The sequence below is a fragment of the Shewanella baltica genome (assembly GCF_900456975.1).
Classification (GTDB): Bacteria; Pseudomonadota; Gammaproteobacteria; order Enterobacterales; family Shewanellaceae; genus Shewanella; species Shewanella baltica.
In genome coordinates this window covers 1048670-1074719 of the sequence record NZ_UGYM01000002.1, presented here as the reverse complement: position 1 = coordinate 1074719, position 26050 = coordinate 1048670, and the positions used below count along the sequence as shown (strand labels likewise).

30 protein-coding genes and 4 tRNA genes are annotated in these 26050 nt (G+C 44.6%); 16 read left to right on the top strand and 18 right to left on the bottom strand.

Translation table 11 applies throughout. From position 1 onward, the window contains the following. Positions 1 to 5 precede the first annotated feature (5 nt). Positions 6 to 431: a Holliday junction resolvase RuvX gene (ruvX, locus tag DYH48_RS04815; protein WP_006082513.1), complete on the top strand. Its 426-nt coding sequence runs from the start codon at positions 6 to 8 to the stop codon at positions 429 to 431. 85 nt (positions 432 to 516) lie between these two features. Here the strand turns inward: ruvX and hemH are convergent, their stop codons facing one another. From hemH to DYH48_RS04795, 4 genes are all read right to left on the bottom strand, one after another. Further along, a complete protein-coding gene (gene hemH, locus DYH48_RS04810) occupies positions 517 to 1530 on the bottom strand; it encodes a ferrochelatase (RefSeq protein ID WP_006085703.1) in 1014 nt (337 codons plus the stop codon). Between the two features lie 32 nt (positions 1531 to 1562). Beyond that, the gene (locus DYH48_RS04805; protein WP_115334187.1) at positions 1563 to 2102 is read right to left on the bottom strand and encodes a glutathione peroxidase; all 540 of its coding nucleotides are present in this window, start codon (positions 2100 to 2102) and stop codon (positions 1563 to 1565) included. A 187-nt stretch (positions 2103 to 2289) separates the two neighbouring features. After that, on the bottom strand, positions 2290 to 3402 hold the full coding sequence (locus tag DYH48_RS04800; protein ID WP_006085705.1) for a PilT/PilU family type 4a pilus ATPase: 1113 nt from the start codon (positions 3400 to 3402) through the stop codon (positions 2290 to 2292). 9 nt (positions 3403 to 3411) lie between these two features. Further along, positions 3412 to 4449 carry a type IV pilus twitching motility protein PilT gene (locus DYH48_RS04795; RefSeq protein ID WP_006082517.1) on the bottom strand — a complete coding sequence of 346 codons (1038 nt, stop codon included), beginning with the start codon at positions 4447 to 4449 and terminating at the stop codon, positions 3412 to 3414. 35 nt (positions 4450 to 4484) lie between these two features. On the opposite strand from DYH48_RS04795, the gene DYH48_RS04790 reads away from it, so the two are divergent. The 8 genes from DYH48_RS04790 (at position 4485) to DYH48_RS04755 (ending at position 11605) form a co-directional block, all read left to right on the top strand. Beyond that, complete coding sequence (locus tag DYH48_RS04790) at positions 4485 to 5183, top strand: YggS family pyridoxal phosphate-dependent enzyme (RefSeq protein WP_012197408.1); 699 nt, start codon at positions 4485 to 4487, stop codon at positions 5181 to 5183. 215 nt (positions 5184 to 5398) lie between these two features. Continuing rightward, entirely contained in the window at positions 5399 to 6217 is an 819-nt protein-coding gene (gene proC, locus DYH48_RS04785; RefSeq protein WP_006082519.1) for a pyrroline-5-carboxylate reductase, read from the top strand. 48 nt (positions 6218 to 6265) lie between these two features. Then, positions 6266 to 6814, top strand: a complete 549-nt coding sequence (locus DYH48_RS04780) for a YggT family protein (RefSeq protein WP_006082520.1) — start codon at positions 6266 to 6268, stop codon at positions 6812 to 6814. Then, positions 6814 to 7113: a DUF167 family protein YggU gene (yggU, locus tag DYH48_RS04775; protein ID WP_006082521.1), complete on the top strand. Its 300-nt coding sequence runs from the start codon at positions 6814 to 6816 to the stop codon at positions 7111 to 7113. Before DYH48_RS04780 ends, yggU begins: the two co-directional genes overlap by 1 nt. Before the next feature lie 131 nt (positions 7114 to 7244). Continuing rightward, entirely contained in the window at positions 7245 to 7679 is a 435-nt protein-coding gene (locus DYH48_RS04770; RefSeq protein ID WP_011847369.1) for a DUF4426 domain-containing protein, read from the top strand. Positions 7680 to 7818: 139 nt separating this feature from the next. Then, positions 7819 to 8436 carry an RdgB/HAM1 family non-canonical purine NTP pyrophosphatase gene (gene rdgB / locus DYH48_RS04765; protein ID WP_012089754.1) on the top strand — a complete coding sequence of 206 codons (618 nt, stop codon included), beginning with the start codon at positions 7819 to 7821 and terminating at the stop codon, positions 8434 to 8436. Further along, a complete protein-coding gene (gene hemW, locus DYH48_RS04760) occupies positions 8436 to 9602 on the top strand; it encodes a radical SAM family heme chaperone HemW (protein ID WP_115334186.1) in 1167 nt (388 codons plus the stop codon). Before rdgB ends, hemW begins: the two co-directional genes overlap by 1 nt. 152 nt (positions 9603 to 9754) lie before the next feature. Next, a complete protein-coding gene (locus DYH48_RS04755; RefSeq protein ID WP_115334185.1) occupies positions 9755 to 11605 on the top strand; it encodes a DUF885 domain-containing protein in 1851 nt (616 codons plus the stop codon). 673 nt (positions 11606 to 12278) lie between these two features. On the opposite strand, the gene DYH48_RS04750 is transcribed toward DYH48_RS04755, so the two are convergent. From DYH48_RS04750 to trmB, 5 genes are all read right to left on the bottom strand, one after another. Next, the gene (locus DYH48_RS04750; RefSeq protein ID WP_006082526.1) at positions 12279 to 13220 is read right to left on the bottom strand and encodes a LysR family transcriptional regulator; all 942 of its coding nucleotides are present in this window, start codon (positions 13218 to 13220) and stop codon (positions 12279 to 12281) included. A 451-nt stretch (positions 13221 to 13671) separates the two neighbouring features. Further along, positions 13672 to 14493 (bottom strand): YggN family protein, encoded by an 822-nt coding sequence (locus DYH48_RS04745; protein ID WP_012089757.1) that lies wholly within the window; start codon positions 14491 to 14493, stop codon positions 13672 to 13674. A 182-nt stretch (positions 14494 to 14675) separates the two neighbouring features. Further along, positions 14676 to 15590, bottom strand: coding sequence for a glutaminase B (gene glsB / locus DYH48_RS04740; protein WP_006085711.1), 915 nt, complete (start codon positions 15588 to 15590; stop codon positions 14676 to 14678). Further along, entirely contained in the window at positions 15590 to 15916 is a 327-nt protein-coding gene (locus DYH48_RS04735) for a YggL family protein (RefSeq protein ID WP_006082529.1), read from the bottom strand. Before DYH48_RS04735 ends, glsB begins: the two co-directional genes overlap by 1 nt. Positions 15917 to 15969: 53 nt before the next feature. After that, a complete protein-coding gene (trmB, locus tag DYH48_RS04730; RefSeq protein ID WP_012587161.1) occupies positions 15970 to 16686 on the bottom strand; it encodes a tRNA (guanosine(46)-N7)-methyltransferase TrmB in 717 nt (238 codons plus the stop codon). 199 nt (positions 16687 to 16885) lie between these two features. Between trmB and mutY the strand changes: the two genes are divergently transcribed. Together mutY and DYH48_RS04720 are read left to right on the top strand one after the other, a co-directional pair. Continuing rightward, positions 16886 to 17977: an A/G-specific adenine glycosylase gene (mutY, locus tag DYH48_RS04725; RefSeq protein WP_115334184.1), complete on the top strand. Its 1092-nt coding sequence runs from the start codon at positions 16886 to 16888 to the stop codon at positions 17975 to 17977. 2 nt (positions 17978 to 17979) lie between these two features. Next, positions 17980 to 18258 (top strand): oxidative damage protection protein, encoded by a 279-nt coding sequence (locus tag DYH48_RS04720; RefSeq protein WP_006082532.1) that lies wholly within the window; start codon positions 17980 to 17982, stop codon positions 18256 to 18258. A gap of 87 nt (positions 18259 to 18345) precedes the next feature. Here DYH48_RS04720 and DYH48_RS04715 read toward each other — a convergent pair whose 3' ends face one another. Together DYH48_RS04715 and DYH48_RS04710 are read right to left on the bottom strand one after the other, a co-directional pair. Next, positions 18346 to 18921 carry a YceI family protein gene (locus DYH48_RS04715; protein ID WP_006082533.1) on the bottom strand — a complete coding sequence of 192 codons (576 nt, stop codon included), beginning with the start codon at positions 18919 to 18921 and terminating at the stop codon, positions 18346 to 18348. A gap of 4 nt (positions 18922 to 18925) precedes the next feature. Beyond that, positions 18926 to 19477, bottom strand: a complete 552-nt coding sequence (locus DYH48_RS04710) for a cytochrome b (protein ID WP_012587159.1) — start codon at positions 19475 to 19477, stop codon at positions 18926 to 18928. Positions 19478 to 19866: 389 nt separating this feature from the next. Here DYH48_RS04710 and DYH48_RS04705 point away from each other — a divergent pair. Both DYH48_RS04705 and DYH48_RS04700 read left to right on the top strand, forming a co-directional pair. Further along, a tRNA-Phe gene (locus DYH48_RS04705) sits at positions 19867 to 19942 on the top strand. A 21-nt stretch (positions 19943 to 19963) separates the two neighbouring features. After that, positions 19964 to 20039: transfer RNA gene (locus DYH48_RS04700), tRNA-Thr, on the top strand. Positions 20040 to 20240: 201 nt separating this feature from the next. Here DYH48_RS04700 and DYH48_RS23910 read toward each other — a convergent pair. After that, positions 20241 to 20504 (bottom strand): hypothetical protein, encoded by a 264-nt coding sequence (locus DYH48_RS23910; RefSeq protein ID WP_256613028.1) that lies wholly within the window; start codon positions 20502 to 20504, stop codon positions 20241 to 20243. 381 nt (positions 20505 to 20885) lie between these two features. Here DYH48_RS23910 and DYH48_RS04690 point away from each other — a divergent pair. Next, positions 20886 to 20961, top strand: a tRNA-Phe gene (locus DYH48_RS04690). 7 nt (positions 20962 to 20968) lie between these two features. Further along, positions 20969 to 21044, top strand: a tRNA-Thr gene (locus DYH48_RS04685). Between the two features lie 510 nt (positions 21045 to 21554). Here the strand turns inward: DYH48_RS04685 and DYH48_RS04680 are convergent. Then, the gene (locus tag DYH48_RS04680) at positions 21555 to 21740 is read right to left on the bottom strand and encodes a hypothetical protein (protein WP_006082535.1); all 186 of its coding nucleotides are present in this window, start codon (positions 21738 to 21740) and stop codon (positions 21555 to 21557) included. Between the two features lie 153 nt (positions 21741 to 21893). Between DYH48_RS04680 and DYH48_RS04675 the strand changes: the two genes are divergently transcribed. Continuing rightward, entirely contained in the window at positions 21894 to 22238 is a 345-nt protein-coding gene (locus DYH48_RS04675; protein ID WP_006082536.1) for a DUF3634 family protein, read from the top strand. A gap of 109 nt (positions 22239 to 22347) precedes the next feature. Here the strand turns inward: DYH48_RS04675 and DYH48_RS04670 are convergent, their stop codons facing one another. From DYH48_RS04670 to DYH48_RS04650, 5 genes are all read right to left on the bottom strand, one after another. Beyond that, positions 22348 to 22578 carry a hypothetical protein gene (locus DYH48_RS04670; RefSeq protein ID WP_115334183.1) on the bottom strand — a complete coding sequence of 77 codons (231 nt, stop codon included), beginning with the start codon at positions 22576 to 22578 and terminating at the stop codon, positions 22348 to 22350. Positions 22579 to 22866: 288 nt separating this feature from the next. Next, complete coding sequence (locus tag DYH48_RS04665; RefSeq protein WP_107946882.1) at positions 22867 to 23412, bottom strand: DUF3833 domain-containing protein; 546 nt, start codon at positions 23410 to 23412, stop codon at positions 22867 to 22869. Further along, complete coding sequence (locus DYH48_RS04660) at positions 23400 to 24014, bottom strand: chalcone isomerase family protein (protein WP_115334182.1); 615 nt, start codon at positions 24012 to 24014, stop codon at positions 23400 to 23402. The genes DYH48_RS04665 and DYH48_RS04660 overlap by 13 nt, the downstream gene beginning before the upstream one ends. Before the next feature lie 85 nt (positions 24015 to 24099). Further along, positions 24100 to 24681 (bottom strand): DUF2878 domain-containing protein, encoded by a 582-nt coding sequence (locus DYH48_RS04655; RefSeq protein WP_115334181.1) that lies wholly within the window; start codon positions 24679 to 24681, stop codon positions 24100 to 24102. 81 nt (positions 24682 to 24762) lie between these two features. Beyond that, positions 24763 to 26049: an SAM-dependent methyltransferase gene (locus DYH48_RS04650; RefSeq protein WP_115334180.1), complete on the bottom strand. Its 1287-nt coding sequence runs from the start codon at positions 26047 to 26049 to the stop codon at positions 24763 to 24765. Between the last annotated feature and the right edge of the window lies 1 nt (position 26050).

Here is a 26050-nt window from a genome sequence, read left to right as displayed (position 1 = left end):
ACACTATGAATTCGAAAACCGTATTAGGCTTTGATTTTGGTACTAAAAGTATTGGTGTGGCTATAGGCCAAGAAATCACCGCTAGCGCCACGCCATTATTGTCAATCAAAGCCGTCGATGGGATCCCCAACTGGGATCAGATAGGCGATTTAATCAAAGAGTGGCAACCCGACCTAGTGGTTGTTGGTCTGCCCTTAAACATGGATGGCACTGAGCAAGATATGACCCACAGGGCGCGTAAATTTGCGAACCGTATCAATGCTAAGTTCAAAGTCAAAATAGCCACTCAAGATGAGCGATTAACCACTACCGATGCTAAGGCAAGATTATTCGAGTTAGGCGGATTCAAGGCGCTCACCAAAGGCCAAGTCGATGCTGTGTCTGCCGTACTGATTATTGAAAGCTACTTTGAAAATAACTTCAGCAAGTAATGCCACAATAAAAAACCATATATAAACAAAAGGATAAGTTGCCTTATCCTTTTCAGTTTTATGTTTAACCCGATATATTACCGGATCAAAAATGTGGCTTCACTAAGTTGGCCATCATAGTAATGTGCGCATCATCATCGTTTAGTGCAGCAATATAACGGAACTTCTCACCACCCGCCTCGGCAAAGAGATGACCATTCTCACCAACAATTTCTTCCAGCGTCTCTAAACAATCGGCGCTAAAAGCGGGGCAAACGATAGCAATATCGCGCACGCCTTGTTGCGGCAACGCTTTCAAAGTCGCATCGGTATAAGGTTGTAGCCATTTTGCTTTACCAAAACGCGATTGGAATGTCATCACAAACTCATCTTTGCCTAACCCAAGCTTTTCGGTAACTAGTCGAGTCGTTTTCATGCAGAAGCAATAATACGGATCGCCTAAATGCAAATTACGCTCAGGCATACCATGATAAGACAACACCAATTTTTGCGGTTTACCATGGGCTTCAAAATCAGCCGTGATCGAACTCGCTAACGCATTAATAAAATCAGCATTATCATGATAAGTATTAATAAAATGCAACGATGGAATATAGCGCCACTTAGACAACTCAGCCGCAATCGCATCAAAAGCAGAACCCGTAGTTGGCGCCGCATATTGGGGATACAGAGGTAACACCACGATTTTATCAATGCCATTTTGATGCATAGTTTGCAAAGTACTGGCGACCGATGGACTGCCATAACGCATTGCTAAATGGACAGAAACATCATGGTTATCGGCGTTAAGTTTATCGGCTAACTTCGCCGTTTGACGCAAACTAATGTCCATTAACGGTGAGCCGGCCGCTGTCCATACCTTCTGGTATAACGCCGCCGATTTTGCTGGGCGTACCCGCAAAATGATCCCGTGTAAAATCATCATCCACACTAATTTAGGAATTTCGACTACGCGGGGATCTGCTAAGAACTCAGCTAGATAACGCCTAACAGCCGATGCTGTGGGTGCATCTGGCGTACCTAAATTTAATAACAGCACGCCCACTTTGCCGCGCTGTCCGTGTCCAACTTCTTTGGATAAGCCTGAAAATTTAGCCAAAACAGCCTCTTAATTAATAAATACTTATAAAATTAAAGTACAGATTCTATTGCTTGCTTAAGCTCTTCGCTATCTGGCTTCACTTTAGAATTGAACTGTTGCACAACTGCGCCATCGCCGCTAACGACATACTTATAAAAATTCCACTTAGGCGCACCGGTTTTTTCGGCTAAGTATTTAAATACGCTATTGGCGTCACTGCCACGCACAGCTGAAGTCGACAACATAGTGAAAGTGACACCATAATTGATGTAACACACCTTAGCCGTGTCTTTCTCATCATTTTCTTCTTGGAAAAAATCATCCGATGGGAAACCAATAACCACTAAGCCTTTGTCTTTATAGTTTTCATGCAATGCTTCGAGCGCTTTAAACTGCGGGGTATAACCACAGTTACTCGCAGTGTTAATAATCAACACTGGCTTTCCCTGAGTCAATTCACACAGATTAACTGTCTCTTCAGAATGTAATTTTCGTACTTCAAGGTTCAAATACTCAGGACAAGTGGCCGCCATAGCACCAACACTCATCAAGCTCGCTGTCATAGCGAATATCATAGGTAATTTTTTCATTGCTTTCTCCTTTACCGGTACATTACGTAAACGTACTAGGTAAAGATCATATTGAATTAAAAAATAAAAGCTATGGTTAACGACCGCATAGCGATGAAGTAAAACCGATTGAGCTGAACGAAAATCTAACGACACCAACAAAAAGCAGCCCATAAAGAGCTGCTTAACCTAGAACCTGACTCTCGCGTTAGTCCATGTCTAAGGTGACACCTTCCATAAAGCCTGAGCCCGTGGATTCTTTATTCTGCAATTTAATCATCAAACGTAAATCGTTCGGTGAATCAGCATGATGCAGCGCATCGGCGTAACTAATCTCGCCATCGACATAAAGTTTCAACAAGGCCTGATCGAACGTCTGCATACCCTGCTCATTCGATTTAGCCATGGTTTCTTTGAGCAAATGCAGCTCGTTCTTCGCAATTAAACTCGCCACCCTTGGGGTGTTGATCAATACTTCAATCGCGGCGCGGCGCCCAGTGCCATCGACTTTTGGGATCAATTGCTGCGCCACAATACCGCGCAAATTCAATGACAAATCGAACAATAACTGCTGATGTTTACTCTCAGGCACGAGGTGCATAATGCGGTCTAATGCTTGGTTGGCGTTGTTGGCATGCAAGGTTGCCATACAGAGGTGGCCTGTTTCCGCAAACGACAGGGCGAACTCCATCGTCTCTTGGGTACGAATTTCACCAATCAAGATCACATCGGGTGCTTGGCGAAGGGAGCTTTTTAGCGCCGCATCGAAAGACTCAGTATCTATGCCCACTTCACGCTGGGTGATAATGCTTTTTCTGTGGTCGTGAACAAATTCGACTGGATCTTCAATCGTGAGAATATGACCACGAGCATGACCATTACGATATCCCACCAAGGCCGCCAGAGATGTTGACTTACCCGTACCCGTTCCGCCCACCATAATGATGAGGCCACGTTTACTCATCACCAGATCTTTCAGAATGGGTGGCAGTTTTAAATCATCGACGTCAGGGATTTTAGTCTCAATACGGCGCATCACGCAGCCAGGCGATTCACGCTGCCAAAATGCACTCACCCGAAAACGACCTAAATCCTTTGCCGCAAAAGCAAAGTTACACTCACGAGTCGAATGAAACTCTTGTTTCTGCGCTTCGGTCATTAAGGATTCAACAAAATCCAGTGATTGTGCCGGAGTAAAGGCACTTTCGGCCAAGGGACGCAACTCACCGTCAATCTTAGCACTTGGCGGAAAGCCAGCTGTGATAAACAAGTCGGAGGCTTTGCGCTCAACGATCACTTTTAAAAACGGAAGAACATCCATCATAAATCCTTAAAATGTCGCTTGTTTATTCGAACTCTTCGCCATTGCATCTTCACGGGTGATAAGACCGCGATTGACTAAGTTCTGTAAACATTGCTCTAAGGTCTGCATTCCGTGGGCCATACCGGTTTGAATCGCCGAATACATCTGCGCCACTTTGTCTTCACGAATAAGGTTACGGATAGCGGGAGTGCCCATCATGATTTCATGGGCGGCGACACGGCCTCCACCAACCTTTTTAATCAGTGTTTGCGAAATAACCGCTTGCAGCGATTCCGACAACATAGTGCGTACCATGTCTTTTTCACCGGCGGGGAATACGTCGACCACACGGTCAATGGTTTTCGCGGCGGAGGTGGTATGCAAAGTACCAAACACTAAGTGGCCTGTTTCTGCGGCGGTCATCGCCAAACGAATGGTTTCAAGGTCACGCATCTCACCAACTAAAATCACGTCCGGATCTTCACGCAGTGCGCTTCTAAGCGCCGCATTAAAGCTGTGGGTATGGCGGTGAACTTCACGCTGGTTAATCAAACATTGCTTGTTTTGGTGAACGAATTCGATAGGATCTTCAATGGTTAAGATGTGATCGTGTCGATTTTCGTTAACGTAATCCACCATAGCGGCAAGTGTGGTACTCTTACCCGAACCCGTTGGTCCAGTCACTAGGACTAATCCCCGAGGGAAACTGGCGATTTTTTTAAAAATCTCCGGCGCACCTAATTGCTCAAGTGACAAGATGTCGCTAGGAATGGTACGAAATACGGCCGCAGCACCACGGGATTGATTGAATGCGTTAACACGAAAGCGCGCAAGATTAGGGACTTCGAACGAGAAATCGATTTCTAAATGTTCTTCGTAGTCCTTGCGCTGCTTATCATTCATTATGTCGTACACTAGGCTATGTACGCCTTGGTGATCGAGCGCGGGCAGGTTAATCTTTCTCACTTCACCGTCGACACGGATCATGGGAGATATCCCTGCAGAAAGGTGTAGATCCGAGGCTTTGTGTTTTACACTAAATGCTAATAACTCAGTGATTTCCATCGTTTGGGATATCCTTGCAACTAGATAATTACATCATGACAACAATAGCAGACAGACTCGCAATCGCCCAGCGCAGGATCGCACAAGCGGCGCAAAAATGTGCCCGCCAACCTAGCAGTATTCGCTTACTTGCCGTCAGCAAGACCAAACCTATTGAAGACATTATAGCAGCCTATCAAGCGGGTCAGCGTTGCTTTGGCGAAAACTATGTCCAAGAAGGTGCGGAGAAAATTATCGCACTCAAGGGGGATTTTCCGGACATTGAATGGCACTTTATCGGGCCACTCCAATCCAACAAAACCAGCATAGTCGCCCAGCATTTCGATTGGATGCACACTGTCTCGCGCGACAAAATTGCCCAACGTCTCAATGACCAACGTCCAGCTGAATTAGCGCCATTAAACATCTGCATTCAAATTAATATCAGTGCTGAAGACACAAAATCTGGCATAGATGCGGCGCAAATGCTGCCACTGGCAGAGCTTATCGCTCAGTTACCTAATCTTGCACTGAGAGGCCTAATGGCAATCCCAACGGCTACTGCAGATACTGAGTTACAGCTTAAAGAGTTTTCTATGTTAAACAATCTATTTCAAGAACTTAAATCACATTACCCCAATGTAGACACGCTTTCCATGGGGATGAGTAATGACCTAGATGCAGCGATTAGCTGCGGTTCAACTATGGTGCGTATTGGCAGTGCCATTTTTGGTGAGCGCAATTACGCTGCGTAAACTCACTCGAGGCATGAAGTTCGAGGTCAGTGTACGAGCTTGACCTTGTTTTTAGCGCTTTATGCCCAAATACTGTATTTAAGTTCACGACATTTAAGATCAATTAGCGAGAGCCGACTAATCTGGCTCTGACATTCAAATGACTAACCGTTTTATCATCTTGATTTAAGGTGAGTCTGTTACAAATTAACGGTTAACACACTGAAGAGAATCAAATGGATCAACAGAAAATCTGCTTTATCGGTGCCGGCAACATGACGCGCAGCATCATCAGTGGCCTAGTTCATAGCGGCTATCCTGCTCAACTCATCCAAGCGACCAATCCTAGCCAAGGTAAACTCGACGCACTAAAAGCCGATTTAGGGATTTTGGTTTCTCAAGACAATTTAGCCGCAGCGCAAGCTGCCGATGTCATAGTGCTGTCGGTAAAACCGCAATTGATGCAGCAAGTGTGTGAAGCATTACAAACTGTCGACATGTCGCAAAAGTTAGTCATCACTATTGCTGCAGGCATTAAAGCAAAACGTTATACCGATTATCTGGCGCAGGATATTAAACTTATTCGCGCGATGCCCAATACACCGATGCAGATTAGTGTGGGCATGACTGGCCTCTATGCGCCTCAGGCTATTTCTACCGAGCAAAAAGCCATTTGTGATCGTTTGATGTCCAGCGGCGGCGAAATTGTGTGGGTTAATGAAGAGTCAGAATTAGATCAAGTGATTGCACTATCGGGCAGTTCACCGGCTTATTTCTTTTTGCTAATGGAGTCTATGATAGATGCAGGCAAAGAAATGGGAATGGATGAAGACAAAGCCAGAACTTTAGTGCAGCAAGCCGCGCTCGGCGCTGCTATGATGGCAAAGCAAAATCCACAACTGACCTTAGGTAATCTAAGGGAGAATGTCACCTCAAAGGGCGGTACCACCGCACAGGCGCTGGCGACATTTGAAGCTGCGGATATGCGTGGTTTAGTAAAAAAAGCCATGGAAAACTGCATTAAACGTGCAGAAGAAATGGCTAAGACATTTTAATTTCCACTAACGCGTTTTTATATCGGACTTTAATAGGTAGAAATCTCGATGAATGCATTTACCTTTTTAATCACCACACTATTCGACTTATATTTGATGGTGGTGATTTTGCGGATTTGGCTGCAACTGGCAAGGGCGGATTTTTATAATCCTTTTAGCCAATTTATTGTCAAAGCGACTCACCCGCTCATCGCGCCAATGCGCCGTATTCTGCCTTCCTTAGGACGGTTTGATACCGCATCATTCGTCCTCGCGTTGCTGGTCGTGATGGTCAAAGTACTGCTGATCAGTCTTATCGCGGGTGGTGGCATAGACATACTGCTGTTTTTGATGTTTGCCGTCGTATCTGTGATCAAAAAAGCAGGGGTATTGCTGTTTTGGATGCTGTTGATACGCGCAATATTGAGCTGGTTTAACCAAGGCTATAACCCAATAGTGATGGTCATGGGTCAGTTAACTGAACCCGTATTAGCGCCAATCCGCCGTATCATACCGCCAATTGGTGGCTTAGATTTATCGGTAATGTTGGTGATTATTGGTATGAATTTCCTCAATATGTTACTTGCCCAATATATCCCTTATTGGGCTGTGATCTAATGAGTGCAGTGACTTTGCAGCAAGGTGACTTGCTGCTTAATCTCTACATTCAGCCTAAGGCCAGCCGAGATCAAATTGTAGGACTGCACGGTGATGAGCTAAAAGTAGCCATCACTGCGCCGCCTATTGATGGCAAGGCCAATGCCCATTTAAGCAAGTACTTAGCAAAGACCTTTAAAGTGCCAAAGAGCGACATTCATATAATGAAAGGTGAACTTGGCAGGCATAAGCAAATCCGCGTGATTGACCCTAAGATCATCCCAAGCATCATTACTGAGCTGATGGGACAAACTAGCTGAGCTAATGCTGTTGAAAGGCTAAAAACCAAAAAACTTCTTTGAATGCGGTTAAATTATCGATAAACAGATAGACATAAACAATAGTCACAGCGACCTATACTCAAACATTCCCTAATATGAGGTATCCCATCATGTTCCGTAATATTCTGGCTGTATTAGCCCTCACCGCTAGCCTTTGCGGTGTGGCAAACGCAGAGCAAAAAGAAACTGTCGGCAATTTTGACATTCATTACATGGCACTTGGCAGTACATTTTTAACGCCTAGCATAGCCAAATCCTATGGCATTCAACGCAGTAGCTATACAGGCATTATCAACATTGCGGTGTTAGATATCAGCGAAGCGAGTAAACCCGCAGTACCCGTTGAAATTACCGGTGTCGCCAATAACTTATTAGATGCTCGAATCAACTTAACCTTCAAAGAGATCCGTGAAGGTGATGCGATTTATTATATTGCCGAAGTTCCTTACCGCGATGATCAGGAGATAAACTTCAATATCGCGATCAAGCATGGTAATCAATTAAATACCAACTTGCAGTTCAAGCAAAAATTCTACGTTGAATAAGCCAAGCTGAGATTGCCGTAAGACATAAGTAACTTTGGGACGATACAAGTCTGTACCGTCCCGCCCTTTTCCTGTCCTTTAGCCCTCAGCTTGGGTATCATTGCCGCAGTATAAGTCGCCCCAATGATATAGGTGTTCCATGCAACAAATCGTCCTCGCCAGTGGCAACAAAGGCAAACTCGCCGAATTCGATCAAATGCTCGCCAGCTACGGTGTCACTGTACTGCCGCAGAGCCAATTTAATGTCAGCGAAGTGGCCGAAACGGGCACCACTTTTGTCGAAAATGCTATTATCAAAGCCAGACATGCAGCCGAAATCACCGGACTTGCCGCCATTGCCGATGATTCAGGTTTAGAAGTGGATTTACTCCAAGGCGCTCCCGGCATTTATTCAGCGCGTTACGCGGGCGAAAATGCCAAAGATCAAGACAACGTATTGAAACTACTTGAGACAATAAAAGACCAGCCAGCACCTCGCAGTGCGAGATTCCAATGCGTACTGGTGTATATGCGCCACGCCAAAGATCCAACCCCAATTATTTGCCAAGCTGCATGGGAAGGCCAAATCGACTTTAACCAACGTGGCGACAATGGCCATGGTTACGATCCGATTTTTATCCCTGAAAATTATCAATGTAGCGCGGCGGAGCTCAGCAGCAACGAGAAAAATGCCTTAAGCCATCGTGGTAAAGCCCTAGTGCAACTCATCGCCGCCATGCAAGCCCAAGGCGTGTTAACTGGCGGGAATGCACAATAATGTCGTCAACTGCCGTGACTACTGCGATGAAGCTCGAACTGCCGCCACTCAGTCTGTATATCCATATTCCTTGGTGCGTACAAAAGTGTCCTTATTGTGACTTTAACTCCCATGGTCAAAATGGTGAGCTGCCACAGGAAGCCTATGTTGATGCGCTATTAGAAGACTTACGCCAAGACTTACATCTCGTCCAAGGGCGGCAAATTCATACCATCTTTATCGGTGGCGGCACACCATCCTTATTCGATGCTTTGCAAATCAAACGCATACTCGATGGTGCCAATGCGCTAATCCCCTTTAGTGACAATATCGAAATCACCATGGAAGCCAACCCTGGCACCTTAGAACACGATGATTTTAGTGCCTATCGCGCAGCCGGTGTCACTCGTTTATCTATCGGTGTGCAGAGTTTTTCTAAGGATAAGCTCAACTTACTTGGACGTATTCACGATCAAAACGAGGCACAAGTCGCTGCTCAAAAAGCCAGTCAAGCGGGATACTTGAGTTTTAACCTCGATTTAATGCATGGATTACCCAACCAAAGTTTTGCTGAAGCCATGGCTGATATCGACACGGCAGCGGCGCTCAATCCGCCCCACCTGTCTTGGTATCAGTTAACAATTGAGCCCAACACCCTATTCCACTCAAAACCGCCGCAGTTGCCCGATGACGAAGCCCTCTGGCATATCTATGAGCAAGGTCAACAAAAGCTGGCCGCATTAGGGTATGAGCAATACGAAATATCCGCTTATGCGAAACCCGGTTACCAATGTAAGCACAATCTCAACTACTGGCAGTTTGGTGATTATCTAGGCATAGGCTGTGGCGCCCACGGTAAAGTGACGCTGCCAGAAGAAAACCGCATTATACGCACGGTAAAAATTAAACATCCCAAGGGATATCTGAGTGCCAGCAACTACACCTTCGAATCGATTGATGTGGCAGAGGAAGATCGCGCGCTTGAATATTTAATGAATCGCCTGCGCCTGATGACACCTATCCCTAAGCAAGAATTTGAACTGCGTACCGGACAGCACAGAGACACATTGACCGAAGGAATGGAAAAGGCCAAACAACGCGGTTTACTCACAGAATCCGCTGAACATTGGCAATTAACCAGTAAAGGTCACATGTTTGTTAATGATTTACTGACACAATTCTGCTAACACTGCCGTTAAAATAGCTATATAAATAATGTGTTAGTGGTCAATAGTGCAGTTTAATACTATTACTGCTAACACATTTTCTAACATTAATATCCATACATTCTTGTCCAGCTTCTTTAGAATTGATGCAACTCAATCCAGGAAGCTTGATCATGCCAATAAAAACTAAAATCAGCTTAGTCGCACTGACCCTTTCAGCTCTACTGACCATTCCCGCATATGCAGCATCAACTTCGCCAGCCTTACACAGTGCAAGCGAACCTATGAATGCAGTGGTGCAAACCGAGTCAGACAAAGCCAATGCGTTGTTCGAAACCCTCTTCATGGAAAACATCATGGCGAGCCCCATTTCGCAAACCTATATGGGGATCAAGCAAGACTATGATAAATGGGATGAACTGGGTGATGCCGCCGATGATAAAGCCCTAGCGCGCACGAAAAAACAACTGGCGCAGGTCAATCTGATTGATGCGGCCAAACTCGATCCACAAACAAACCTCAGCCTCACCTTACTCAAACAAAATCTGCAAAATGACATCGAAGATGACCAATGGCGCTACCATAATTACCCTGTAAATCAAATGTATGGCGGCCACTCTATGATAGCCTCCTTCTTGATTAACCAACATCAAATCACAGATGTCAGCGATGCCAAGGCCTATATCAGCCGCTTAAATGGCGTGCCAAAACGCTTAAGTCAATTACAGACAGTATTAGACGCTCGCGCAGTTAAAGGCATTATCGCGCCTAAGTTCGTATTCGCTTATGTCATTTCAGACAGCCAAAACATCATCAAAGGTGCGCCTTTTGATAAGGGCGACGACAGCGCGTTACTCGCCGATTTTCGCCGTAAAGTGAACGCATTAGCGATTAAAGAAACGGAAAAGCAAGCACTGATTCAACAGGCTGAGTATGCACTAGTAACTCAAGTCGAGCCCGCCTATAACAAGCTCATCAGTTACATCAAAACCTTAGCAACCAGAGCTGACGACCGCGATGGTGCGTGGAAACTCCCTAATGGCGCGGCCTTTTACAATAATGCTTTGGCCCGCACTACCACCACAAATATGACCGCCGATCAAATCCATGACTTAGGCCTTTCTGAGGTGGAACGTATTCATAACGAAATGCGCGCCATTATGAAGAAGGTCAATTTTAAAGGCGATTTACAGCAATTCTTTAGCTTCATGCGTGATGATCCCCAGTTCTACTACCCCAATACTGCCGAAGGCAAAGCCGCCTATTTAGCTGAGGCGACTAAGCTCATCGACAATATGAAATCGCGCTTGGATGAAGTATTCAAAGTAAAACCTAAAGCTGCCATGATAGTGAAACAGGTTGAAGCCTTTAGAGAAAAATCCGCGGGCAAAGCCTTCTATGAGCAACCTGCGCCGGATGGCTCGCGTCCCGGTAGCTACTATGCAAACCTATATGACATGAAAGCCATGCCGAAATACCAAATGGAAGCACTGGCCTACCACGAAGGTATTCCGGGTCATCATATGCAGATAGCCATTTCCCAAGAGCTGCAAAATATTCCTAAGTTCCGCAAGTTTGGTGGCTATACCGCGTATATCGAGGGCTGGGGTTTATATAGCGAATCTTTCCCGAAAGAAATGGGACTCTACGCCGATCCCTATTCTGACTTTGGTCGTCTAGCAATGGAGCTATGGCGTGCATGTCGCTTAGTCGTTGATACTGGTATCCACGCTAAAAAGTGGACCCGCGAGCAAGGCATTGCCTATTACGTGGATAATACGCCCAATGCTAAATCAGATGCGGTGAAAATGGTTGAACGCCATATCGTTATGCCATCGCAAGCGACAGCCTATAAAGTGGGCATGATTAAGCTGCTGGAACTCAGACATAAAGCAGAGCAACAGCTTGGCAGTCAATTTGATATCCGCGACTTCCATACGCTAGTACTTGCTAACGGCGCATTACCGCTGGATGTGTTAGAGCAACAAGTCGATCTCTGGATAGCCAGCAAGAAGAAGGCCTAATACCCTGATGTTTTAATGCCTTAATGCCTAGCCGTGAAGCATTGTTAACCTGCTTCACGACTAAAGCGACATCGATGAAAGTCTTAAGCTACGCCCAATAAAAAAGCCACTCGAAAGTGGCTTTTTTATTGGTACCATTATCCCGTTAGATAACAGAACCCTTCTCACTGTGGGTCACTATATTTGTTGTATTAATTTATGCTTTAGCACTCGCCTTCACATCACTTAACACACAGTTGCGACTTTAGGGTACAGGGAGACAAAACTTGTGCTCAAGGCTGCACAAACCATCAATAAAAAATTACCTCAGCGATAAGGCTGAGGTAAACCAAAAACTAGGATGATGGTTTAAAGAGCCAACATTGTTTTAGTTCTCAAACTTCTGTTGGCTGTGATCCAAAACTGCATTAATGCCGACCTGTACACAAAAATTGAAAGGGGTCATTTCCAATAAACGTATAGGACTCAGGTCATTCCGAATCAACTGTTACCATTGTATTCAATTAAGAACAGAGTTCAAGGGTGTTATAAAAAAGTGCTTTAGAACACCCTAAAAAATCATCAGCAAATGTACTCATCAACTCAATCTAAAGTATTGATTTTAAATGGCCATAAAAGTGCTTGGTTAATTTGAAATCACATAGAACTGGTTTTGAGAACAATGTTTCCTATTCTACTGACGTTTACTGAATAATTCGACATAGGGCGCATCCCAATACGGCGGCGTGCCTATGTGATCTTTGATGAATTCGATAAAAGAACTGACCTTAGGTGCTAAGTGCTTACGACGGGGATAAACCGCCTGCAATGGCAGATGGTGGGTCAATTGCCAATCCTTCAGTAAAGGCACTAATGTTCCCTTGGCAATTTCATCTTCCATCAAATAACTTGCAAGATACACAACCCCGAGACCACTGATTGCAGCAGATTTTAAGGCCGGTGCGTTATCCACCCTGAAATTGCCCGATACGCCAATTTCACAGTAATCATCACCCTTCTTAAATTGCCACATGCTGTGCTCGTGCCACTCGCCTTGATAGACCAAACAATTGTGGTCAACTAACTGCTCAGGTCGAGTTGGCTCGCCATGTTGAGCAATATAGCCAGGAGAAGCAACTAACAGGAATTGGCACTTCATCAGAGGTCTAGCAACCATACCAAGCGGTAATTGCTCCGACATAGTTAACAATAAATCTAAGCCTTCACTCACGACATCTACTTTATGGTCCAGTAAGCTCACTTGTAGCTCAAGCTCAGGATGTTTTGCCATAAAGGATGGCAGCGCAGGAATGATATGCATCACCCCAAAGGATTGGGAAATCCCCACCTTGAGCACACCGCGGGTCGCATCATTTAAGTTATGCACGCTGGCTATCGCTTGTTCAGCGTCACGCAGCAATTCTTCACCTTGCAGATACAGCAAATGCCCTGCTTCAGTCAGGCTTAAGCTGCGGGTGGTACGTTGGATTAATTGAACACCAAGTCTATGTTCAAGATCGGCGACTTGTGTACTGACCTTAGACTTAGAGATCCCAAGCCTTCTTGCGGCGGCACTAAAACTACCAGCTCTGGCCACATGAGTAAAAATCGCAATAGGTTCTAACAGTTCTAACATGGAAGTCGCCTTAAGCTGTTTACGACAATGATATTAACTTTCGGTGAGTAGCAGTGGTTAGCGTAATTATCGCTTAAAAATAACCATAGCATTGATATCTCGCATTAAAGTGATATAACGCAGAGATTTAGACCGAAAAAGTCCACTAAAGTAGGGTGTTATATCTGACTGATATGCCAGCTTTTAATTATATTTTAAGAGTATACCAAATATTCGTCTCTAGACTGTAACATTCCGAACTAAATCGCTGCAAGCCAAGCCTACAAGCCACATCGACTTGGCCATAAGGGTTTTGCCACGACTAAACATTAGCCAATAAAAAAGCCCCTAGGCGATAAATTAACTAGGGGCGTAGCATTCAAATTTGACTCATGCACAAGGAGATAGAAGTTATTGCAGTTAAAACTCAGGGCTATTCACAAAAACTATTAGTAAGGACGATTTACAAGAACTATTCACGCAGCTCCTTGGTTGAGTTTTGTGTCAACGCATAAGGCGCGAGTTCTGGTACCTCTTGGCGTAATTGATTTTCAAGCACTAACAGATTTTCAAATCGGTCGCACAAACGGTCAGCTTTAGCTTCCAGTCCCTTAGATTGACTCTCAATTTGTTGCTCAATATCTTGTCCTAAGTTGTCCATTTTTTTGGAGAAGGCATCCATCTTGGCTTCAAAACTATCACCGTCACCCGACATGATTTGGCCACCTATGGTCATCATAATGGTGCCCACTGAGTTCTGAACAATTTGCTCCATTTCCTGCTCGAATTCGTCGTTAAAGGTGTTCTGAATTGAGTCTTCCGTCGCACCGAGATAGAAGCTATCGCCATGACGGTAGGCCACTGAATCAACGCGCTTTTGGACACCTGCCATCATTTCATCGAATTTAGCACCGGCCGCATCGCCCATTAAAGGGGTTAACGCCATGCTCACCGCTTGGGACGCTAATGCGACGGCCTCGTTCACGACTTCAATCACTTCAGGCACTTGCGTCGACACTTCATCGGCGTATTGAGTCACTAGCTTTTTTTGCTTATCGGTTAAGCTTACTTGTTTACCCTCAACAAATAACTTATCGACTTCGATGCGATACTTTTCTGTACCCTTCTCGCTCATGACTAATTTTTTAGGCTCAACCATAACGTCATAATTTAAAGAGACTTCACAGCGGTCATCGACTTTAGGTTCAGTTTGCGCTTGCGCCAACTGTAGGCTAGATGCCCCTAAAATCACGCCGGATAAAGCAAATCCAGTTAATAGCTTATTTAATTTCATGTTGTTCGTCCTTTAATCTGAATAATTCGATAAACCTAAACTACTGAATAGCTTAAAGCAGGAGACGTGCCAACATTATAACAATATGATTATATTGGATTTAGGAAAGTTAGCACTAAAAGGTCATTAGCGAAATTCGCTAACTTTTAGTCTGATAGTGCTAATAAAAACGAGAGGTAAAGCTAGAAAATAGATCGGCCAAGACGCTGACTTAAGTGCTCAAGCATGGCAGTGCCAGCAAGTGAATTGCCATTGCCATCGAGTTCTGGCGACCAAACACAAATCGACAGTTCCCCAGGAATAACGGCAATGATGCCACCACCGACGCCACTTTTACCTGGCATACCAACACGATAGGCAAACTCACCTGCACCATCGTATAGGCCCGAGGTCGCCAACAGGGCATTAAGCTGCCGAGTTTGCACCTGAGAGATAAGCTCAGTCCCCGTGATACTTTTGCCGCGATTAGCCAAGTACAACATGGCCTTGGACAAGTCAGCACAATTCATCTTCAAGGCGCAATAATGAAAATACGTGCGCAGCACAGTATCGACATCGCCTTGAAAATTACCAAAGGACTTCATCAAATAAGCAATCGCCGCATTGCGCGCACTATGCTGATATTCTGAGTCGGCCACTTGTTTGTCGAAACTGACTTTATCGTTTTGGCTTAGTTGCCTGACTAACTCGAGCATTCTGTGTTTAGGTGCACCTAAGCGACTCTGCAATAAGTCAGCAATCACTAACGCACCAGCATTGATAAATGGGTTGCGCGGCTTGCCACGTTCTAACTCGACTTGTACTAAAGAGTTGAATGAATGGCCCGAAGGTTCTTTGCCAACTCGGCTCCAAATTTCGGCTTCTTCATATAAAGTTAACGCTAAGGTTAAGCTGAAAACTTTGGAGATACTTTGAATCGAAAACGGCTCAAGGTAATCGCCCGCACCTAAGGTTTCACCATCAACGGTTGTGACGGCAATGCCTAATTTGCCAGCATCAACGCTGGCCAGTGCGGGGATGTAATCTGCAACCTTTCCTTGGCCGAGCAAGGGTCGAACTTTCTCGACCACTTCCTCAAGTAATGCCAACTCGGGCATTAACCCCACCAAATGTCGTACAGTTCGCTAACTTCAACCTGAGAAACTTTTTGGTTCGCCCAGAATGCCTTAACTGCAGCAATATCTTCTTCGGTACATTTGCCGATCGTTTGGGTTGCGATAATGCCTTCCCATTCGATGTGACCGCCGCCATGGAAACCTAACTTACGGGTTTCGATCACTTCATCGATGAATTTATCTACAGTTGCATCGATATCGGCTTCAGATACTGATGCATCAAAAGTCCAAGCCATATCAAAACCTAACTCTTGGAATTCATCAACGCGCATTTTCTTACGTAAACGACGGCTACGATTAGTTGCCATAGTGACTTTCCCCGTTGTGTTAAAAAACTAATTAATTAATTGAAATATCTAGATTAAGCGATACGCTCAAACATCAGATCCCATACACCGTGACCCAATCTATGGCCGCGGGCTTCAAACTTTGTCAGTGGGCGATGATCAGGACGTGGCACCACAGTGCCGTCACTCGACTGGTTTTTATAACCAGGAGCCGCCTGCATCACTTCCAACATATGCTCGCTGTATTCTTCCCAATCGGTTGCCATATGGAACACGCCGCCAATTTTTAGCTTACGGCGGATCAGTTCAGCAAATTCAGCTTGTACGATACGACGCTTATGATGACGTTTCTTATGCCAAGGATCGGGGAAAAACAATTGCACTCGGGCCAATGAACCGTCGGCAATCGCATGTTCTAATACTTCCATGGCATCATGATGATACACACGTAAATTAGTCACACCCGCGATGGCTGCATCGCTTAAGCAAGAACCGACACCCGGTTTATGCACTTCAATACCAATAAAATTTTGCTCTGGTGCGTCTTTAGCCATTTGCACTAAAGAGGCGCCCATGCCAAAGCCAATTTCCAGCACAGTATCGGCTTCACGGCCAAAAACGTCGCTCAGTACCAATGGCGTTGGGCTGTAATCTAACCCCATTGTTGGCCACTGGCTTTCAATAGCTTGGGCTTGGCCTTTAGTTAAGCGACCTTCTCTTAGGACAAAGCTTCTGATCTTACGCAGATACTTGCCTTCTTCATTAAATTCAGCGGTAGTGACTTCGCTCATTTTTGCCTCGTCTAGTGGACAGCACCATCATAAAAGAAGGGCATTATCCAAAGTTCAACATACAGTGCAAGCACTAATGGGGCGAAAGTATACCAAGATTATTTGAGAGTGCGAATTTAGCAGTGATTTTCGGCTTTTTAGCCCTTATCCACTTGTCTTTGAGCTTGTCTAAGAAGATAACTGCCGCTACACTGCGCCGATGAAATCTACAGCCTCCTTCGCTACACGTATCGTCTCTTGGTACGACAATCACGGTCGTAAAACCCTCCCTTGGCAGCAAGATAAAACCCCATATAGCGTATGGGTTTCTGAAATCATGCTGCAACAAACTCAGGTTGCGACTGTAATTCCCTATTACCTTAAATTTATGGCGCGTTTCCCCGATGTGTTAGCACTTGCTAACGCGCCAGATGATGAGGTGTTGCATCATTGGACTGGCCTTGGGTATTACGCTAGGGCGCGTAATCTGCATAAAGCAGCCAAGATGGTCCGCGACGATTATCAGGGATTATTTCCAACGGATTTTGAGCAAGTACTTGCTCTGCCTGGCATTGGTCGCTCGACAGCGGGCGCGGTATTGTCACTGTCACTTGGGCAGCATCACCCGATCCTCGACGGTAACGTCAAACGCGTGTTAGCAAGACACGGCGCTATAGCAGGTTGGCCGGGGCAAAAAACGGTCGAAGCGCAGCTTTGGCAGCTAACTGACACGTATACGCCGCAGCAAGATATTCAGAAATATAATCAAGCCATGATGGATATCGGCGCTAGTATTTGTACTCGTAGCAAACCTAACTGCGCCGCTTGCCCTGTGGCGATTGATTGCAAAGCTCAGCTGATTGGCAGACAAACCGATTTCCCCGGCAAGAAGCCTAAAAAAACCATACCGACCAAAGCGGCGTGGATGTTAGTGCTAATGCAAGACAATCAAGTGTTTTTAGCTAAACGTCCGCCAGCGGGAATTTGGGGCGGACTTTGGTGTTTCCCTGAGTTTGCCACCCAAGCCGCACTTGAAACCCACCTCGAAGAGCAAGGGTTTGCTACGCAGCCACTAGAATGGCTAACTGGCTTTAGGCACACGTTTAGCCACTTCCATTTAGATATTCAGCCCATGATGCTTAATTTAGATAAAACCCACGGCAATAAAGAGAGCGTGGGCGCTGTCATGGAACAAAACCAGTCTCTCTGGTATAACATAAGTCATCCTTCCAAAGTGGGACTCGCCGCCGCCACCGAGCGCGTGCTAGCCAATTTGGGATCACTCGTTCAATCCGCAGTCAGTAAGGAATAATCATGGCGCGTACAGTCAATTGCGTATATTTAAATAAAGAAGCCGACGGCCTAGACTTTCAACTGTATCCAGGTGATTTAGGTAAGCGCATTTTTGATAACATCAGCAAAGAAGCTTGGGGCCTATGGCAAAAAAAGCAAACCATGCTGATTAACGAAAAGAAACTCAACATGATGAATGTTGATGATCGTAAGTTTCTTGAAGAACAAATGACCTCTTTCCTCTTTGAAGGTAAAGAAGTAGAAATTGAAGGTTTTGTGCCTGAAAAAGACCAAGATTAATTCTTGTCGTTAACTTAACGACAAAGCTTACAAAAAAGCGCCTTTCGGCGCTTTTTGTTTATTAATCTCGTGAAGAATAACTGAGCGTTACTTACGCACGCCTTCAACCACAAGATCTAACTCAACATGGCTAGACGCTGGGCCTAAATCCATTTTGATACCGAAATCTTTCATCGCAAACGTGGTTGTGCCCGTAAAACCTGCACGGTAACCACCCCATGGATCTTGACCTTCGCCCACTGCATGGGCATTGATCGCTAATGGCTTAGTGACACCATTTAAGGTTAAGTTGCCGTTAATCACTAAGTCGCCATTACCTTTATCTTCAACTGTGGTTGAGGTAAACGTCGCTTGCGCAAACTTACTCGTGTTAAGGAAATCGGCGCTACGAATATGCTTATCACGCTCGGCGTGGTTTGAATCTACACTGAGCGTATTTACAGTCACATTCACTTTAGCCGCAGTGGGTTTAGCCGCGTCATAGCTAAAGTCGCCGCTAAAATCATTAAAGCGGCCAACGACATAGCTATAACCTAAGTGGCTCACTTTGAAAGTAATAGAGGCATGTGCTCCTTCACGGTCAATGACATAGTCCGCCGCTGAAGCCGCCATCGGAGCCAATAGAGATGCACCAATCAGTGCGCTTAACAGTTGCTTTTTCATTGTATTATCCTCGATTAAATTTAATCATTTTGAGTAAAGTTGCGTCTTTATCGATAAAGTGATGCTTTAACGCACCTGCTGCGTGGATTACCACGAGTGCGATTAAGCTATAAGCTGCGTATTGGTGGATATCGCCTGCTATATCAGCTTGGTTTTCAAAAAAAGGTCCAAATCCTGGTAGTTCAAACCAGTCAAACACCATAATTCCACGGCCTTCTGCCGTTGAAATAAGAATGCCGGCACACATGATCACCAGCAGCAATATATAAATAGCCAAATGCGCAATATGAGCAGCCAGCCTCTCCCAAGGCTTATGATTCGCCTCTGGTACGGGCTTAGGATTCACTAAGCGCCACAACAGGCGGAATAACGTCACTGCCAAGAGTAAAATCCCGACGCTCTTATGTAGATGTGGCGCTGTCTTGTACCACGCGCTGTAGTAGGTTAACTCCACCATCCACACACCTACCGCAAACAACCCAATGACGACGATCGCACTCAGCCAATGAGTCACAATTGCGGTTATCCCATAAGCCAACTTACTATTTCGAAACATACTGCGACTCCGTATTCGCGTTTTCTTCATGCCATCCATGAAATAATATTCATTATCATAAGTCTAATTTTAAAAACTAAAATCAGTAAAAATCGCTCATATCTTTCTAAATTTTAGAAAGTAAGCCGAAAATTAGGATTTATGAGCACAAATCTATAGTAAACATCAGCATCCCCCTGACTTGAAAAATACAGTCAACGAATGAAATTGACCTGAATTCACAGAATAAGAGATAAAAAACAGCCAAGATGCACATTAAACCGCCGAACGAGTTATTAATTGGAAAAAAGCACTTGCAGAGGTGAAACTCACTAGCTAATATAGCCGCACTTCGAACGAGACGGCTCAGCTAGCGAGTTCAAAGTAGTCAACTAACGCTTAGTTTAGTTGCCCGAATAGCTCAGTCGGTAGAGCAGAGGATTGAAAATCCTCGTGTCCCTGGTTCGATTCCGGGTTCGGGCACCATTATTTTGCAGTATAAGTTTAGCCGGCATAGCTCAGTTGGTAGAGCAACTGACTTGTAATCAGTAGGTCCCGAGTTCGACTCTTGGTGCCGGCACCATATAAACAAAAAAGCCACTCAATGAGTGGCTTTTTTGTATTTGAAATTTAAATAATTTGAGCAACAGCAAAGCCTTTGGTCACCGCAACTGACTTACTCTCGATAAACCAGTAGGTCCTGAACTCGACTCTTGGTACTGGCACAGTTAAAGCAACGAAGCCACTCGATAAGTGACTTTTTTGTATCTGAAATTTGAATGATTCAAACAACAAAGCCTGTAGTCAATCGCAACTGACTTACTCTCGATAAAATCAGTAGATCCCGAGTTCGACTCTTGGTGCCGGCACCATATAAACAACCAAGCCACTCAATGAGTGGCTTTTTTGTATTTGAAATTTGAATGATTTGAGCAACAGCAAAGCCTTTGGTCACCGCAACAGACTTACTCTCGATAATACCGGTAGGTTTTGAGATAGACTTTTGGTCGTTCAATTCATGCCAGTTCAAAATCATAGTTGCAGACAAACATAGCTACCAAAATCTGCTGTCGATAAAAGTACCGTAACACTCACTAAACTTCACCATCAGACGATATTCCCCTCCCCTTCGCATACATTGCATGCCTTAAGTGTTAATTTTCTTTCTTAAAACACAGATTAAACGAGCACTGAAGTTAACCTTATCAGTCTAAAGGCAAGGCTATCGTCACTAAAATGCTGAAACTTTCAGCGACTCAATATGAGTAAAGTGGAAGAATCAAATAAATGTTCGATTTTTGTTTAATAGTTAATCAGTCATTTAAAAAGGGCTTGCACAGCCAAAGCGAGCACTATATTATACGCGCACTTCGAACGAACAAGGTCTTTACGACTTAGTTTGAAGTAGTTAACTAACGCTTAGTTAGTTGCCCGAATAGCTCAGTCGGTAGAGCAGAGGATTGAAAATCCTCGTGTCCCTGGTTCGATTCCGGGTTCGGGCACCACTATTTAGCCGGCATAGCTCAGTTGGTAGAGCAACTGACTTGTAATCAGTAGGTCCCGAGTTCGACTCTTGGTGCCGGCACCATATAAACAACGAAGCCACTCTATGAGTGGTTTTTTTGTATCTGAAATTTGAATTAGTTCAAAGCAAAGTGCAACTGACTTACTCTCGATAATTCCAGTAGGTCCCGAGTTCGACTCTTGGTGCCGGCACCATATAAACAACGAAGCCACTCTATGAGTGGTTTTTTTGTATCTAAAATTTGAGTTAGTTCAAAGTAAAGTGCAACTGACTTACTCTCGATAATACCAGTAGGCCCCGAGTTCGACTCTTGGTGCCGGCACCATATAAACAACCAAGCCACTCAATGAGTGGCTTTTTTGTATCTGAAATTTGTAGTCAATCGCAACTAACTCACGTCAACACCAGCAGTTTGTTTGTTGCTTATCCTGAAAAGAACTTAATAGCGAACCCCGCCTTACCCAAGTACTCGATAAATTGCGTAAACAGAGCATCAATACTCACATCATAAAAAAGCCACTCATTGAGTGACTTTGGGCTCTTATACAAACTATCAGCTCAAGCAGCTCGCGCTTATTTGATTAGCTCGAGTGGCATAGGCCTATCACCGGCTTGAACTTGATGTTGAACATGGCGCCACCCTTGAGTGAGCTCACTAAGATGGGCTTTTCTCTCGGGGAATTGCGCAGAAAGTTTTTCGATAACATCGATTTGCTTCTTACACAATAATGACCAACGATCTGCATTTGATAAGTACATGGCGTTTTCCTTAACTGAGGGGTTACTTTTCCTTAGCCAGTTAAGTCTAGGCGGGAATGATTTTATTGCCAATTCAAAATTGCGTGTTAGCGCACTGTTAAAACAAGTCACTCAGGAGTATCTTTGACCTATAAACATAAGATAGGAGGCGTTATGACAGCCGATATTTTCAAACTCATTTTTGTCGCTATTGGTATATTTCTCGTTTACAAACTGATATTTGGTGGCAAGAAAGGTCTGACTATTTTTGAAATGCATTTTAAAGATGGTCGCATGACTCAGCATAAGGGCAAGATCCCCGAACGATTCGAGCGGGAATGCCGCCACATTGCTAAAGCAGAAAAACTGACGTGTACTGTTAGGGCTGAAAAATCTGGAGATGTACGCTTACATATTTCTGCCAACGTGAGTGACAATGTGAAGCAAAGGATACGTAATCTGTTTCCGTTTGAATATTATGACAAAAAATCGATAGATAACAGTCGTCAAGCAGGCTAGTTCTTCGCCTTTCCCCTAGCAACCTCAATACTTAACCCACAATACTTGTTGAAGGTTAAGTATTGAGGGTTAAGTATTGAGGTTGCAGCGAGTCCCTAAAGCACTCTTCTTATTTAAACTTAACCGGATACATAGGTTTTAAAAAATCGGATTCTAAACGACCATCTTCCCTCGCATCTCGAATACGACGTTCATTATCTTGCACCATAGGATCGCTGGCAGGTTGATGAGCATCGGCTTTTGTCTCAGCTTGTTCCTCAAACATAACGTCAAAAGATGAACAAGCCGTTAACGACAAACTCAACAAGGCTCCCCATAGAACTAAGTGTTTTTTAATCATTTATCTATACCAACTTAAACTCGGAATAATTAAAATAATAAACAATGAGTTACACCAACATGACTCTTATATTTATCACTTTATGCCGCTAGCAAAAAATGCCTAGCTGACACTTTGGTTTGAGCTGAATACTTTAGTGCAGACAAAAGGTGATTATTAGCCAAGCTATACTGTTTAACTCAAGTTAAGCCTTAATGAACATGTAAGCCATAATAGGCCTAGTTAATCCAAGACAAACTGAGATAAATGTAATTAAGCTAAGCCAACCTAGGCAAAAATTGGCTCATGTTATTTTTGGATCACTAAAGTCACCTGGGCGACTGTGATACCAAACTTAATAATATCGCTCTGATTTATAATGGTATTGTCATTCACTAAGAACATCCAATCGTCGAAATGAACTTGGTATTCATCGCCATCCACGGGTAATAACATATCGTATTTCCAACGTAGCGCACTACCACTGGATTGACCATCGGCGGTGCCGATAATGTCACCTGCAGTTCCCGAGTATCGCCCTTCCCCTAGCGCTTTAATGCGCCACACACGAGTTTGAGTTTCGCCATCATCATAAACAAACCATTCATTAATGACGCCCTCGTTTCCCTGCCAACTGGCTTCCATAGTGACATTGAATTTGCGGATCACTTTGCCACTAAAATCATGCACTATCCCAGATGCTTTTAATGGCCCATTAAAGAATGATTCCAACACCAGTGTGGGATGAGTATCTTTATAATCCGTCACTTCCACCGATGAGCAACTCGATAGCAGACCTATCATTATTAGGCCTAACAATAACTTTTGACCGATAAGTCGTGTTAACAATCGCATGGTTTTTCTCCGAGTAATTGCGCCCGCAAACTCGGACGGCTAGTGTCTTTCGATAACCAAATCGCTAAAAATGCCTCAGCAAAATTAGCATCGTGGATAATGTCGAGTGGTTGATGATTAAAGAAAAACTGACTCGTTTGCCCATCCATAACCTTAAAACTTAAATGGTCGCCCTGCTTCACATCTGGCCAAGTGGCAGTTAATAAACTCAGCCAACGCTGGATATCATTTTCGGCAAACGCTAGATGCTGCCATTGATCCTTTGTCGCCTCTAACAGATCTTCAGACTCTATATCTCGATAATATTCAATATCTAGCAGCAGAGGATATTGCCCCTGTTGATAACGGCCATTTACCGTCAGCAGTCTCGCCTTATACAAACTAAACCACAGCCAATCCATTTCTCCGCGCCCTACTTCCTGAAAAGTCTGCGTCACATCGGCGGCATCATTCAGCTCGATAGTAATGTTTTCAAAATCTGGCGTTTTCGCCTCTAATGCTTTTAGAGGTGCGGTCAATAAACTGAGCGCCAATAAACTTAAGCAGCTTGAATTCAAAAATGAAAAACCAATATTTGAGCTGCGATTACGAACTGACGACATAGGATCCCCTTTGACTGCATAATGTCTTACAACACCTATTGACTAAAAAATGACTTAACCGGACTCAATTCCTAGATTTCAATAATTAACGTCCAAACACAGTAAAAGAGCGAGCCTTAGTGCTTCGATTAAATCCATAGGGATTAGCAAGTTGGATTAAAAATGGCAGCAAGACTAGCCAAACAAAAAATAACACCACAGCAGAAATGACATTGCCGTAGGGCAAAGTCACCGCATTAAACTGCGCGCCCGCGACATAGCTTAACGTGCCAAATATTCCTCCGAGTAACGCCTGCAATATCAGCGGTAAGGGTCGCATAAACGCTAAGCTATGATTCAAACTCAAGCCAAAGTGCAGCCATAAACAGCCAAGCCACCAAGAGAAGGCAGCAAACTCGAACAGTCCTAAAACCGACAGCACAGTATCAATGCCAATCCCTAGGGCGGCAACCTTGAGCATTAATCGCAAATCCGCCTGACGATACTGGCGCTTACCCGACGAGGACAACAGGATAAAGTGAAGCAATAATAAAGGTATAGTAAGCAGAAGTGACAAGTTAAGCCAAAGCACACTCGACCACCACACAGCCTGAAAACTCAGGGCGTTATAGAGTATAAAACCCTGATGTTTAGGCAGATGCCGAGAGTTAGCTAACATTGACTTCATCTTTGCCTCACTTTTATCTTGCTACAACTACAGCGACAATTTCATTTAAACGGATGCATCTAAACGAACTACTCTCAACGGCTAATCTAACCGGCTAGCCGCAGGAACAGCCTGGCTAGGCTGACTATTGCCTAGAACGCGATAGTCCGGACGTACGGCAACTAAATGCACTGTGCTTGTGGTGCGTTCTAAAAATCCACCTTCACAATAACTTAGGTAGAATTTCCACATGCGGATAAAGTCTTCGCCATAACCTAAGATTTGGATTTCACCCACGGCATGATCGAAATTCTCATGCCAATGCCTCAGAGTTTTAGCGTAATCGAGCCCCATATCATTGAGCGACCAGACCACCATGTCCGTCTGTTTGGCAATATGACCGACCATTTGACTGACAGAAGGTAAGCAGCCACCGGGGAAAATATAGCGCTGAATAAAATCCACACTTTTGCGATAGCTGTCGTAACGTTGATCGGCAATCGTTATCGCCTGAAGCAGCATACGCCCATGGGGCTTTAAAAGTGATTCCAGCTTTTTAAAGAAACCCGGTAAATATTCATGCCCTACCGCTTCAATCATTTCAATAGAAACAACCCTGTCGTATTCCCCCGTCAGATTGCGATAATCCTCGGTCAGCAGAGTCACTTTATCGCTCAGGCCTTCGCTTTCAACGCGCGCTTTGGCATAGGCGTATTGCGCATCTGAAATCGTCGTCGTTGTCACGTGCACGCCATAGTGCTTGGCCGCATAAATAGCCAGTGCGCCCCAGCCAGTACCAATCTCAAGCAAGGTTTGACCTGGCTGTAAATCGAGGCGCTCGCAGATAGTCATCAGCTTAAACAGCTGGGCTTCCTGCAAACTGGCTTCCTCATGGGGATAAAGCGCACTCGAGTACAACATTTCACGGTCGAGGAATTGCTCGTACATGGCATTACCCAAATCGTAGTGGGCCAGAATGTTGCGCTTCGAGCCCTCCTGCGAGTTACGATTCAGCACATGCTTCACGCGGTTTATCGTGCCGGTTAACCAAGAAAACTTGGCTTCAATCCTATCGAGCAAGGCTAAATTGCGGGCAAACAGTTGCACAACTTTGGTGAGATCTGGGCTCGTCCAATGGCCTTGAATATAACCTTCACCTGCACCAATGGAGCCTGAAAGCATTATTTGACGATAAAAACTGGGGTGTTTAACCACAAGCGTGGCATGTAAATCGGTATGACTCTCACCAAAACGATAACTCTTATCGCCCTCAACTAAGGTCAAGCAACCGTGGGGCAGACTTTCCAGCGCCTTGAGCAAGACTTTACGCGCAATACTGTCGGGCAGTTTCCCTGTGGCGACTGAGGTTTGCGAAGCAGTATTTTCCATG

Coding starts and splice junctions, on each gene's coding strand:
- ruvX (WP_006082513.1), top strand. CDS start 6: ATGAATTCGAAAACCGTATTAGGCTTTGATTTTGGTACTAAAAGTATT.
- DYH48_RS04805 (WP_115334187.1), bottom strand. CDS start 2,102: ATGAAAAAATTACCTATGATATTCGCTATGACAGCGAGCTTGATGAGT.
- DYH48_RS04800 (WP_006085705.1), bottom strand. CDS start 3,402: ATGGATGTTCTTCCGTTTTTAAAAGTGATCGTTGAGCGCAAAGCCTCC.
- DYH48_RS04795 (WP_006082517.1), bottom strand. CDS start 4,449: ATGGAAATCACTGAGTTATTAGCATTTAGTGTAAAACACAAAGCCTCG.
- DYH48_RS04790 (WP_012197408.1), top strand. CDS start 4,485: ATGACAACAATAGCAGACAGACTCGCAATCGCCCAGCGCAGGATCGCA.
- proC (WP_006082519.1), top strand. CDS start 5,399: ATGGATCAACAGAAAATCTGCTTTATCGGTGCCGGCAACATGACGCGC.
- DYH48_RS04780 (WP_006082520.1), top strand. CDS start 6,266: ATGAATGCATTTACCTTTTTAATCACCACACTATTCGACTTATATTTG.
- yggU (WP_006082521.1), top strand. CDS start 6,814: ATGAGTGCAGTGACTTTGCAGCAAGGTGACTTGCTGCTTAATCTCTAC.
- DYH48_RS04770 (WP_011847369.1), top strand. CDS start 7,245: ATGTTCCGTAATATTCTGGCTGTATTAGCCCTCACCGCTAGCCTTTGC.
- rdgB (WP_012089754.1), top strand. CDS start 7,819: ATGCAACAAATCGTCCTCGCCAGTGGCAACAAAGGCAAACTCGCCGAA.
- hemW (WP_115334186.1), top strand. CDS start 8,436: ATGTCGTCAACTGCCGTGACTACTGCGATGAAGCTCGAACTGCCGCCA.
- DYH48_RS04755 (WP_115334185.1), top strand. CDS start 9,755: ATGCCAATAAAAACTAAAATCAGCTTAGTCGCACTGACCCTTTCAGCT.
- DYH48_RS04750 (WP_006082526.1), bottom strand. CDS start 13,220: ATGTTAGAACTGTTAGAACCTATTGCGATTTTTACTCATGTGGCCAGA.
- DYH48_RS04745 (WP_012089757.1), bottom strand. CDS start 14,493: ATGAAATTAAATAAGCTATTAACTGGATTTGCTTTATCCGGCGTGATT.
- glsB (WP_006085711.1), bottom strand. CDS start 15,590: ATGCCCGAGTTGGCATTACTTGAGGAAGTGGTCGAGAAAGTTCGACCC.
- DYH48_RS04735 (WP_006082529.1), bottom strand. CDS start 15,916: ATGGCAACTAATCGTAGCCGTCGTTTACGTAAGAAAATGCGCGTTGAT.
- trmB (WP_012587161.1), bottom strand. CDS start 16,686: ATGAGCGAAGTCACTACCGCTGAATTTAATGAAGAAGGCAAGTATCTG.
- mutY (WP_115334184.1), top strand. CDS start 16,886: ATGAAATCTACAGCCTCCTTCGCTACACGTATCGTCTCTTGGTACGAC.
- DYH48_RS04720 (WP_006082532.1), top strand. CDS start 17,980: ATGGCGCGTACAGTCAATTGCGTATATTTAAATAAAGAAGCCGACGGC.
- DYH48_RS04715 (WP_006082533.1), bottom strand. CDS start 18,921: ATGAAAAAGCAACTGTTAAGCGCACTGATTGGTGCATCTCTATTGGCT.
- DYH48_RS04710 (WP_012587159.1), bottom strand. CDS start 19,477: ATGTTTCGAAATAGTAAGTTGGCTTATGGGATAACCGCAATTGTGACT.
- DYH48_RS04680 (WP_006082535.1), bottom strand. CDS start 21,740: ATGTACTTATCAAATGCAGATCGTTGGTCATTATTGTGTAAGAAGCAA.
- DYH48_RS04675 (WP_006082536.1), top strand. CDS start 21,894: ATGACAGCCGATATTTTCAAACTCATTTTTGTCGCTATTGGTATATTT.
- DYH48_RS04670 (WP_115334183.1), bottom strand. CDS start 22,578: ATGATTAAAAAACACTTAGTTCTATGGGGAGCCTTGTTGAGTTTGTCG.
- DYH48_RS04665 (WP_107946882.1), bottom strand. CDS start 23,412: ATGCGATTGTTAACACGACTTATCGGTCAAAAGTTATTGTTAGGCCTA.
- DYH48_RS04660 (WP_115334182.1), bottom strand. CDS start 24,014: ATGTCGTCAGTTCGTAATCGCAGCTCAAATATTGGTTTTTCATTTTTG.
- DYH48_RS04655 (WP_115334181.1), bottom strand. CDS start 24,681: ATGAAGTCAATGTTAGCTAACTCTCGGCATCTGCCTAAACATCAGGGT.
- DYH48_RS04650 (WP_115334180.1), bottom strand. CDS start 26,049: ATGGAAAATACTGCTTCGCAAACCTCAGTCGCCACAGGGAAACTGCCC.